The organism is Kitasatospora sp. NPDC057198, assembly GCF_042670125.1.
Classification (GTDB): domain Bacteria; phylum Actinomycetota; class Actinomycetes; order Streptomycetales; family Streptomycetaceae; genus Kitasatospora.
This window is the reverse complement of record NZ_JBHUWH010000291.1, coordinates 1-10268: the sequence shown is the minus strand read 5'-3', so window position 1 is coordinate 10268 and position 10268 is coordinate 1. Positions and strand designations below refer to the sequence as shown.

Here is a 10268-nt window from a genome sequence, read left to right as displayed (position 1 = left end):
TTCCGGGGGTTCTCATGCTCATGCCTCCGGTCCGGCGAGAACGAAGTCGTCCTGGGTGTGTTCGGCGTGCAGGCGCTGTTCGGCGATGTCCGCGTAGTGGGGGGAGAGTTCGACGCCGACGAAGTTGCGGCCCTCGCGCAGGGCGGCGATGCCGGTGGAGCCGGAGCCGGTGGAGGGGTCGAGGACGGTGCCGCCCTCGGGGCAGATGCGGACGATCTGCTGCATGACCTCCAGCGGCTTCTGGGTGATGTGGACGCGGTCCTTGCGGGGCTGGGACGCGACGAAGTGGCCGGGCAGGTAGAGGGCCCGGGTCTGGTCGAGGGTGCCCTTGACGCCCTGGCGCCCGAACTGGCACCTGACTAGTGTTCACCTATCCGAATACCGCAGGTCAGGGTCTGTCACGTCCAACCTCCATGCCACCCGATACTGCCTCGTGACACCCAGTCCGTGAGAGGCGCGTGAGAGGCAACCCCCACCAAGGCGCTGGATACGAGACTCCAACAGTTCCCTGGAAAATGACCGGCCGTCGGCCATCGTCCGATCGAAGAAGCCGACCTGTCGAACCCCTACGCCCCCTGCTCCCGGGTACGCGTGTCCCGCGTCAAGCAATTGGCAGGTTTTCGGGTTCGGGAAAGTTGGGGACGAGCGGGTCCGCGGCGCCGGCGTGGACGTCGTGGGGCCGGTTCCAGGCCAGAGCCTCGTGCGGTCGGACGGTGTTGCAGTCGCGCCGGTAGTCCTCGGCGTGCCGGACGAGGTCGTGGGCGTCGGGTATCTCCTCGAGGAACAGCTTCTCGTACTTGAGCGAGCCGAAGCCGCGCTCGCGGGAGCCGTTCTACCCGGGTCTTCTCCTCCGGCGGCAGTGCCGGTCGCCTCACCATGATCGATCAGACTCCTTCAAGCAGCAGGACCCGCACCAAACGAGCCCTGCCACAAAGTCTGACGCGCGACAGGGAACGCTCAACGCCCCGGAGCGGCGGGGAGACAGAGCTGAGCGGTCCGGGGTGCCGCCCCGCTCGTCCTGGTGGCCGCAGCCGCCTCCGGTGGCCACCGCCGAGGCCCGGGAGGAGCAGGAGCGGCTGCGCGCTCGGGTCCTGACCGTCGAGGACCAGTGCGCCCGGCCGTGGGACGGACCGGAGTCCTGCCGCCCGAGGAGAACGAGGCGCCGCCGCCTGCCCTGTTCTGGCCGAACCCGGTAGCGGGAGGCGGCGCTGCGGCTCAATTAGGCGTGCGATGAGAAGACATCTACGTCGAGCAGTACTTCGGCGAGCCCGAGGACTTCGCCGACGCGCCCGAGTTCGTGCGGCAGTCCCTGCCCTTCGAGCGACTGAACACGAAGCACCGGGACCCCTACACGAACCCCTTCATGGCGAGGTTGCGGCTGACGGACTACTTCGCCGTCGGGAGGATGCCGCCTGCCAAGACCGTCGCCGCCGTGAGGGCCCAGTCCTGAGGGACCTCGAGGCTTCTGGACCTCTCGACGCCGGGGGCGACAGGCTCTACGTCCTGTACTTCCTGTCGACGTCGAGGCAGTTTTCCTACGTGAAGGTCGGCAGGACCAAGAACGGCACCACGAGCCGGCAGGTGTGCAACCGCATCTCGGCCCATGAGAGCGAGGCGAAGATCGTGCAGGCGGTCCTTTTCAACGCCTGGATGTCCCCGCCCCGCCCATGGAACGCGCCCTGGGCTCCGCCGGATTCGTGAACTACCCGACCGAGTGGTGGCACTGGTCCTACGGAGACCGCTACTGGGCCATGTCCACGGGCCGGAGGGAGGCCGTCTACGGTCCGGTCGACTGGGAACTTCCTGCGGTCTCCCGGTGACCTCAGGCCACAAGTCCCGCCAGAATACGGCCCTCAAGGCCCATGGCGGCATCCTGACCCTGGTACGGCACGAGGTGCCCCACCACGCGCAGTGGCAGTCGCCGGAGCCTGTCGCCGCGATCACGGCCGGCGAGACGGACGCGGCCGACGACCCCGGCTGGTACGACTCCGGTGCTTCCTCACCCGAGGAGTATCGCTTCTGGGGCATGGCGGCTGTGCGGCATGGCTTGTCTGCGTATGGCCCTGGACCATCGGCTGGGCGAACGACCCAACCTCGTAGAGCTCGGCCGCGAGTATCTCGAGACTGACGCGTGTGTACGCCGCAAGGGAGATCTGTACGGGCTGATCCACGAGCCCTTCGCCCGCCACGCGCACCGCCGGATCGGCCTGGCAGTCGAGCCACGGCCGTGGCTCCCGTTGCGGGAGGCGGGATGGCACCTGGCGGCGGGGAACCTGGCCATGCTCTCCGTCCATCCGTGGATCCGGCGAGGGGACGCGGAGCCTCCCGCACGAGGCGGCCACCCGGTCCTGGCAGTTGGGGCCGGGCCCCACTCGCTCCTGATCCACAATCCGTCGGGCTCACATGGCCAGTCCCAGGAGTTTGCCGAGGCTCCTCGGACGGTAGCGCAGCGGTACTGCGCCGACCGCGGGGTTGTCCTGGGACCGGGTTCAGCCGCCGGTGGTCAGGGGCGTACGGACATGCGCTGGGCCTGATCCATGAGGCCGGGGAGTTCGGCCATGTCCTTGAAGACCACCGTCCCGGGTCCCTCGAGCCATTCCGCCGGCGTCAGGCCGCCCGCGTAGCCGAAGGCGCGCATGCCTGCGGCGCGGGCGGCCGCGACGCCGTACTTGCTGTCCTCGACGACGACGCACCGGCTGGGGTGCACGTTCATCCTGGAGGCGGCGTGCAGGAACAGGTCCGGGGCGGGCTTGCCGTTGGCGACCTCGCTCGCACTGAAGATGCGCCCCTCGAAGCGGGGGTGGAGGCCGGTGTGGCTGAGCGTGGAGCGAAGCCGCTCGTGGCTGCTGCTCGATGCAACGCAGGTGGGAAGGCCGATCGCATCGAGGGCCTCCACGATGCCTTCCACCGGGGTCAGCTCGGTGGCGAACGCCTGGTCGTACAGGGGCTGGAACTCCGCCTCCCAGCTGTCCGGGAGAGAGCGGCCGAGGTGGATTTCGATCTGCGAGACCATGTACTCGTGTGAGCGTCCCACGAATCGGTCGACGATTTCATCGGTGCTCAGTTCCCAGCCGAGAGTAGCGAGAACTACCGCGTCCACCCGTACGGCCAACCGCTCACTGTCCAGCAGGACTCCGTCGCAGTCGAAAATGACAAGGCCGATCGAATCCGTCATTTCGCGCAGTGTAGTGCGCAGGTGATCGTGGACGGTGGACAGGAGAGCGCGAGCGCCAGGAGCGGATGGTGGACAGGAGAGCGCGAGCGCCAGGAGTGGACGGTGGCCTGCAGGGCTGCCTGTCACGGAGCGGCTCGGATCGGGTGCGGTGAGGTATGCACAGGGCGGCGGTTCGACCGACGCGGAGAGGGCCGCGCGGGAGCGGATCCGGCAGCAGGCCGTGGAGCGCTTCGAGGGCGGCGAGAAGAGCAGGGGCGTCGCAGCCGCGCTGCGGGCGGGCGTGCGGTCGGTGGAGCGCTGGCGCCGGCAGTGGCGCGAGGGCGGTTCGGGTGGAATCGCCTCGAAGGGTTCACCCGGGCAGCCAAGGCTCAGCGGCAATCAGATCGCCATGCTGGAGCGGGAGTTGGAGCGCGGGCCACTGGCCCACGGCCGGCAGGACCAGCGGTGGACCTGGCACGGGTGAAGACGCTGATCGGCCGACTGTTCCACGTGAGCTGCACCGTTGAGGCACCTGGGTCCTGCTCAAACGGCACGGCTGGTCCTGGCAGCAGCCGGCCCGCTGCGCGATCGAACGCGACGACGATGATCTCCCGCTTCCCGTAGCGGCCTTCGTGGCCGCTGACCGAGGGATGCTGGACCTTCCACGAGGTGATCACCGGCTCGATCAGCGCCCAGCGTCCGTCGGACAAGCCGCTCTTGTAGGGCCTGCGGTCACTCACGCAGCCACCTCAGCACCGCACCGCGCCAGCCCCGCGACCTGCCGCAGACGGGCAGAGCCGCACGCTCAGGTGACGACAGAACGGAAATCAGCTCATATTCCGCCCTCTTGCTCCTGACGTGTCGTATCGGTCCGGCTGCTCGATCGGTTGCCGTACACGAAGCCGGCGCCGGCTCTCTGTCCGATCGGCCGAGGGCCGAGGGCCGAGGGCCGAGGCGAGACCCGCCGATGAAGGGGACGCGCTGGTGCCGTTGCGCTCCCGCCCGCAAGCAGACCGAGCCGACAGTGTCGCCGTTCCACGACCGCGCGGTCCCGTCGGGTTTCTGGCATCAGCTGCTGCGGGCCGGCGAGCAGGCGTACGGTGGCCGAGCGACGCAGGGGCTCATGACGGCACTGGGGGGAGCCAACGTGACGGATGCACTGTCCTGGATCTGGGTGCTCGACGACGATCCGGCCGAACACCGACTCTCCGAGGAACTCGGAGCGACGCCGCACGCCGCGGTCCCTCGCCTGCTGCACGACCTCGCGCAGCGTGCCGCAGGTCGTGACCCCGCCGCGTTGCGCCACTTCGCGCTGGCTCTTGCCCTCGCCGGCCGGATCGGCGAGGCCGCCGACCTGTGGCGTGAACTCCTGGGCAGTGGGCCGCAGCCGGCGGCGGTCTGGCTCAACCTCTCCACCGCGCACGCTGCGAGCGGGCAGCCGGAGCGCGCCGCGCAGGTGTTGCGCGCTCACGGGCCGACCGCTGGGGAGCCGGCCCGGACAGAGGCCGGCCGTCGGCTTGCCGAGCTCGACCGCGCACAGCGGCAGATCGCTCGGGAGACCGCGATGATGGAGAGTCAGCTTGCGGCTGTGCGGGAGCGGCTTCAGCACGGCGAGGCTCGGGACGGGGACCGCCTGCGGGTGGCCGGGCTGCTGTACGCCATGTTTCGCACCCCCGCCAGCACGGTCACCGCCGACGAGGTGCAGGCCGCGGTCCAGGCGGTGCTCGACGAGGACCCGGCCGACCCGGCGGCGCTGGAGCTGCTGGTCGGGATCCGGATCGGCAGCGGCGACGACCTGCAACTCGGCGAGGCCGTCCGGAGGTTGGAGCAGGTACGGCCCGACTCCCCGGTGCTGCGGGTGGTCCGGGAGATGTACCACGACGATCCCGCTCTCGCCAGGCGGGAGGCGGAGCACCACCGCCGGACTCAAGACCTGATCATGCGGACAGTACGCGGAGACCAGGGCGCCGAGGCCCAGGTCCGCGACCTGCACCGGCACTTTCCCCGAAATCCCGAGTACCGGATCGCACTCATGATGGCCGCCCGGAACCGCCTGGACCGGGATGAAGCCCTCCGGCACGCCGACGAGCTGGCCGCGGGCTGGGACGGCGAGCACCGGGTCCACTTCCACGTCGCGCAGGTTTACTGGTGGACCGGTGACCGGCCGCGGACGTATCAGCACTTCGCCCGCGCCTTGGCCACCGCCGCCGATGCCCGGGACCGGGCCGATGTGTACGAGATGATGCAGGCGATCGGGGCTCCGGTGCCCGAGGAGCCGGGGCGTGGGTGAGCGGGAGGAGGCGCTGGCCGAGGAGCTGCTCATGGTGATGTCCGTCCAGGAGGCCGAGAGCCTGCTGGTCAACCCGAAGCGGCCCTACGACGTTGCGGAACTGCTCGCCGAACTGGAAGGACTGCAGGCGCGGTTCACCGCGGGCGGTCGGATCGCGCAGGCAGCGCTGGTGCGGCGGTTGGCCGAACTGGTCGCCGAGAACCGCCCTGCCGCCGAGCGCGCGGTGGCCCTGCTGCACCGCACCCGGACGCACGGCCGCGACAGGCCGATCGGGTTCCCCGACCCGGACGAGCCCCTCTCGCCCAGGCTCCGAAGGGAGTTGCGGATTACCGAACTCGCCGATGCCGGTGAGCTGGACGCAGCGCTGGCCGCTGCCCGTGAGGCCGACGGTGTTCCGTTGGCCGATCCCGGGGAGCTCCCCCGGGTTGCCGGATCACGCCGGCACCTGGCCGGCCTGTTGCGCGACGCGGGCCGCTCACGGGACGCCCTGGAGGCCATGGCGGGTGCCGAGTTCGCCCCGGCAGCGGTCGGTGTGCACTCGCACAGCACAGTCGTGGCCTCGCTGGCCTCGCAGTTCCACCAGCTGCGCGGTCTGCTCCACGAGGATCTCGGTGACTACCGGCGCGGTCGGCAGGAGTACACCGCGGCAGCCGAGATAGCCGTGGCCGCCGGTGACACTGCCGCTCTGCTCAGGACCCAGACGGACCTGGCCGCCTCGTACTGCAAGTCGGGCCTGCTCCGGGAGGCGCTGAGCGGATTCCGCGCAGTGCTGCGCCTGGCCGAGTCGCTCCCGGACCAGGGATTCGTACCGGCGGCTCTGAACAACCTCGGCCGGGTGCTCGCCGGGCTCGGCCGGTCGGAGGCCGCCCGCTCCTGCCACGAGCGCGTCCTGCACCTCTTCGACCGGGACCACCTACAGGGCAGCAGCCGGGCCAACGCCCTGATCGCCCTGGGCGACCTGGCCGGGGCGCGCAGCGAACAGGACGCCGCGCTCCGTTGGTACGCCTCGGCCTTGACCGCGACGGTCAACAGCCGCGACGCCCGAGCCGGCCTGCTGCAGGTGCTGAGCCGTCTGGACGGAGACAGCCCGCAAAGCCGAGCGCTGTTCGGGGACGTCCTGGTCTTCCTCTCCGTCGCCCCCGAAGCCCTGGACGACTGGGCCGTCCTGATGCACTGCCGTCTCGCGGAAGCCCGTTATCTCCACGGCCTGGGCCGACACGCGGAGGCCGCGGAGCAACTGCGCCGCCTCGGCGCGGAAGCCGACCAGCGGGCCGTGGACCCGGAGGCGCGGGCCCAGGTGACCTTGCAGTTGGCCCGCAGCCTGCTGCGCGACGCGCAGGGCCGCACGCATCAGGAAGCTTTCGACCTGTTGTGGCACGCTCGCACGGCGCTGCCGCCGGACTCCGAGGTCACGGCCGATCTCACGCGACTGCTGGTCGACGTGCTGGTCGACCACGGGCAGACACTCCGGCTACCCGATCACCGCCCGCCGGCGGAACTCGCCTTCGACCTCCACGAGGAGACCAGGTCCGGCACCTTCCTCGTCCACCTCGCACACGCCCCGCTGGCGCCGCCGCCGCACGTGCCCCGCCAGCTGGTCCAGGACGAGGCCGAGCTGCTGGCCGAACTCGCCACCGCAGCCACCAGCGTGGGACACGTGGAGCGGGGCAGCCAGCACGTCGAGCGGCGCGAGCAGCTGGGTCGGCGACTTGCTTCGGTGCACCGGCGGATGCGGCCCCACGCCCCGGAGTACGTGCGCCTGCGCGAAGCGCGCCCGGCCCGGATGGCCGACCTCCGCCGGCATCTGCGCTCTCGTCCCGACGCCGAAGAGTGCGCCTTCGTCTCGTTCCTGGCCGGCACCGGCTCGATCACCGCGTTCGTCTATCTCCCGGGCGCCGAACGGCTGACCGTGACGCGGATCCCCGTCGGCGAACGCCGACTGGCCGATGCGGTGGCACAGCTCCAGCGCACGTTCGACGGCGCCCCGCACGAGTTCCCGCCACTTGCACCGCTCCACCCCCGCCGGCCCTGGCGGCGCGAGACCGCGTTCCTCGACGCCCTCACTCCGCTGATCGCCGCCCTCCTGCCGTCCATCGCGGACCGGCCGCTGCTGCTGGTGGCCGGCGACGGACACCTCTCGGCGCTTCCCCTCGCAGCCGTACCGACCCCGGACGGGTCGGTACTGGCCGTGCGGCACGCTGTCGTCCAAGTCGGCAGCGCCACTGCGATGCTGTATGCCGAGCGTCGACGGGAGCGGACGAGCGAGAGCACGCCGCGAGAAGCCTCGCCGGTCTTCTGTGCGGGCGTCGCCGCGCAGGAGGACCCTGATCCCGGAAGGCTGGAGCAGGACGCGGAACTGCTCGGGGCCGTCGGCTGGCCGGTCAGCACCGTCCACGGGACGCAGGCCACCAAAGACGCCGTCCTCCGCGGACTGCGCGGGAGCCGGATCGCCCACCTCACCTGCCACGGCTACTTCGACACTGCCGAACCCCTCGACTCCGGCGTGCTGCTCGCCCACGGAGGCAGCAGACCCAGCAAACTGCTCGACAGGCTCCCCGTCACCACCCGGCTGAGCCACCTGCTGACCGCCCGCGACATCGCCCGCACCGCCACGAGCACCGACCTGCTGACCCTGCGCGCCTGCTCGACCGGAAAGCGCGACCAGCTCTCGGGCGGCCTGCTGGAAGGGATGGTCCAGGCACTGCTGTACGCCGGGGTCGGCAACGTGGTGGCCTCGCTCTGGAACTGCAATGAGGACAGCTCGCGGCGGTTGCTGACCGACTTCTACCGGAACCTGGCCGCCCGGCCCGGAGATCCGCTCTGGCGGTGCTTCTGGGCGGCGCAGCGCAACCTGATCGACCGGCCCGCGCACCCGTGGGAGTCCCATCCCTACCATTGGGCCGCGCTTGCTCTGTTCGGCGAAGGGAGACAAACATGACCGCCGCCTCACCGGAGGCCCTGTCCGACCGTTCCGTGGTCCTGTCGCTGCAGGAGATCACCGAGGAACTCGGCGACACCGACCCGGCCCGCACTCCGCTGGACGCCGACGAGGCACAGTCCCTGGTTACCGCTCTGATGGCGGCCGGCGGCGAGCGGGCCCGCACCTTCGGGATCGCCGGCGAAGACGGCCGTCGGGCCGCCCGCCAGCTGCTCGTCCACCTGCTCCAGGACCCGGACACCTCGAGCCGCGCGGCCGAGGTGCTCTCCGATCCGCCGGCCGACGAGCAGATGTCGGTCGAGGCCGCGTTGGTGGGCACCGTGCTGCTGGGCGCGCTGGTCGCCTGGCTGCAGACCAAGGTGGACATCCGCATCCACCGCCGCGACGGACACACCGAGTTCGACTTCCGGCTGCGCAAGGAAGCGGCTCCCCCCGGACTGCTGCGCGAGCTCGCGGCCACCGTGGCCCGCCTGCTCGGGGGCACTCGGGAGTAGCCACCCGAGCCGCCGGCACCGGGTGCGCTGCACCGGGAAGATCCACCGCCCGACACACGTCGCACCTGACGCAGCGCCGTTGCATCGGTTGCGCACCCCGGCTCCTGACGCCGGATGAGGGGACGAGGGGGTCGACCAGGGCGCGGACCGCGACGCTCGTGCCGGGCGCGAGGGCGTCGTCGTCGAACGCGGCGGCGGCGCCGGGGAAGGCGTGGAGGGGGCGGCGACGGAGACCGAGAACCCGCTCTGCCGACCGACGTGGAAGACCCGCTCGGGCAGGAACAGCGCGTCGCCCGGCTCCCGGGCGACGTGCTCGCCGTGCTCCAGCAGCCACGTGTAGTCGCCGTAGAGCGGTTCGCTGCCGCCGGTGAGCTTGCGGTACTCCTCGGCCGGCGAGGTCGTCCGTGGTGTCTCGAGCCCCTCAGGGCAGCCGGTTGCCGTAGAACGGCCCGTAGTAGAGCGCCAGTTCGGCCCGCAGGTCGTGGTCGGTGTGCTGTTCGGCCCGCACCAGCGGCGGGGCGGCGCCGATCTCCTCCTTGGTGCGGTCGACCCGGACGGTGCGCTGTTCCGGGTCGACCTCGCGGACCGTCACGGCGGGCAGCAGGACGCGGTGGTGGAAGATCCACGGCGCGGTGTCGACCACCAGGTACTGCGGCCCGAAGTCCTCCGCCATCCGGTCCACCTTGCCGATCGGCCCGTCCTCGGCCAGCACGTGGAACCCGACCAGGTCGGCGCCCACCCGGTGGCCGGACGCGTCCCGGTAGGTCCACAGGTCGATGTCCTGCCGCTGGCCGTCCTGCCGCTGGCCGTCCTGCCGCTGGTCGTCCTGTCGCTGCTCGCTCATGCTCGTCCCTCCGCTCGAACGGCCCCCGGACGGGCGGGTGTTCCGCCCCGGCCGCTCGGGGCGGTTGCCCGGTGGCCGCCGGTCCATGCCGGTCCGGTCCGGTCGGAAATCCGGTGGCCCGAGCAGGCATCGGGGGCGTCCGGCGGGGCATGCGGGTGCCGCGGCGGCGTCCGGCCGCGCATCCACGAGACGAGGAGGAACCCCATGTCGATCCTGTGGGCGATCATCGCCGGTCTGATCATCGGCCTGCTGGCGAAGCTGGTCATTCCCGGTCGGCAGCCGATCCCGCTGTGGCTGACCATCCTGCTGGGCGTCGTCGGCGGCATCATCGGCAACTTCCTGGCGAGCGCGTTCGGCGTCGCCGACACCGACGGCGTCGACTGGATCCGGCACGCCTTCCAGGTGGGCGCGGCCGCCGTGCTGATCCTCCTGGTTACCCCGTTCTGGTCCCGCCGGCGCGTCTGACGGCTGCTGTTGTCCCCCGTTCGGGGAAAACCGGGACTGCCGCCACCCTGCCGTACCAGGGTGGCGGCAACGACTGGCCCGGC

7 protein-coding genes and 3 pseudogenes are annotated in these 10268 nt (G+C 71.1%); 5 read left to right on the top strand and 5 right to left on the bottom strand.

What is annotated here, in order from left to right; translation table 11 throughout:
- Positions 1-18 precede the first annotated feature (18 nt).
- The 3 genes and pseudogenes from ACFUEL_RS27050 to ACFUEL_RS27040 all read right to left on the bottom strand — a co-directional run.
- A pseudogene (locus ACFUEL_RS27050) lies at positions 19-336 on the bottom strand (DNA methyltransferase); the annotation flags it as partial.
- A 265-nt stretch (positions 337-601) separates the two neighbouring features.
- Positions 602-820: pseudogene (locus ACFUEL_RS27045) on the bottom strand (integrase core domain-containing protein); the annotation flags it as partial.
- A 1683-nt stretch (positions 821-2503) separates the two neighbouring features.
- Positions 2504-3175 carry an HAD family hydrolase gene (locus ACFUEL_RS27040; protein ID WP_380239369.1) on the bottom strand — a complete coding sequence of 224 codons (672 nt, stop codon included), beginning with the start codon at positions 3173-3175 and terminating at the stop codon, positions 2504-2506.
- Between the two features lie 148 nt (positions 3176-3323).
- On the opposite strand from ACFUEL_RS27040, the gene ACFUEL_RS27035 reads away from it, so the two are divergent.
- Complete coding sequence (locus tag ACFUEL_RS27035; protein WP_380239368.1) at positions 3324-3638, top strand: helix-turn-helix domain-containing protein; 315 nt, start codon at positions 3324-3326, stop codon at positions 3636-3638.
- 118 nt (positions 3639-3756) lie between these two features.
- Here ACFUEL_RS27035 and ACFUEL_RS27030 read toward each other — a convergent pair.
- Positions 3757-3894 (bottom strand): annotated as a pseudogene (locus ACFUEL_RS27030) (IS5/IS1182 family transposase); the annotation flags it as partial.
- A gap of 227 nt (positions 3895-4121) precedes the next feature.
- Here ACFUEL_RS27030 and ACFUEL_RS27025 point away from each other — a divergent pair.
- The 3 genes from ACFUEL_RS27025 to ACFUEL_RS27015 are packed head-to-tail and all read left to right on the top strand — an operon-like array spanning position 4122 to position 8876.
- On the top strand, positions 4122-5444 hold the full coding sequence (locus ACFUEL_RS27025) for a hypothetical protein (protein ID WP_380239367.1): 1323 nt from the start codon (positions 4122-4124) through the stop codon (positions 5442-5444).
- Entirely contained in the window at positions 5437-8382 is a 2946-nt protein-coding gene (locus ACFUEL_RS27020) for a CHAT domain-containing protein (protein ID WP_380239366.1), read from the top strand. The genes ACFUEL_RS27025 and ACFUEL_RS27020 overlap by 8 nt, the downstream gene beginning before the upstream one ends.
- On the top strand, positions 8379-8876 hold the full coding sequence (locus ACFUEL_RS27015) for a hypothetical protein (protein WP_380239365.1): 498 nt from the start codon (positions 8379-8381) through the stop codon (positions 8874-8876). The genes ACFUEL_RS27020 and ACFUEL_RS27015 overlap by 4 nt, the downstream gene beginning before the upstream one ends.
- Before the next feature lie 421 nt (positions 8877-9297).
- Here the strand turns inward: ACFUEL_RS27015 and ACFUEL_RS27010 are convergent, their stop codons facing one another.
- Complete coding sequence (locus ACFUEL_RS27010) at positions 9298-9720, bottom strand: PRC-barrel domain-containing protein (protein ID WP_380239364.1); 423 nt, start codon at positions 9718-9720, stop codon at positions 9298-9300.
- A gap of 204 nt (positions 9721-9924) precedes the next feature.
- Between ACFUEL_RS27010 and ACFUEL_RS27005 the strand changes: the two genes are divergently transcribed.
- Positions 9925-10185 (top strand): GlsB/YeaQ/YmgE family stress response membrane protein, encoded by a 261-nt coding sequence (locus ACFUEL_RS27005; RefSeq protein ID WP_380239363.1) that lies wholly within the window; start codon positions 9925-9927, stop codon positions 10183-10185.
- Positions 10186-10268: the final 83 nt, after the last annotated feature.

Bases quoted from the DNA above. Each gene is read 5' to 3' on its own strand.
- ACFUEL_RS27005 (WP_380239363.1), top strand. From the start codon at position 9,925: ATGTCGATCCTGTGGGCGATCATCGCCGGTCTGATCATCGGCCTGCTG.
- ACFUEL_RS27015 (WP_380239365.1), top strand. From the start codon at position 8,379: ATGACCGCCGCCTCACCGGAGGCCCTGTCCGACCGTTCCGTGGTCCTG.
- ACFUEL_RS27040 (WP_380239369.1), bottom strand. From the start codon at position 3,175: ATGACGGATTCGATCGGCCTTGTCATTTTCGACTGCGACGGAGTCCTG.
- ACFUEL_RS27025 (WP_380239367.1), top strand. From the start codon at position 4,122: ATGAAGGGGACGCGCTGGTGCCGTTGCGCTCCCGCCCGCAAGCAGACC.
- ACFUEL_RS27010 (WP_380239364.1), bottom strand. From the start codon at position 9,720: ATGAGCGAGCAGCGACAGGACGACCAGCGGCAGGACGGCCAGCGGCAG.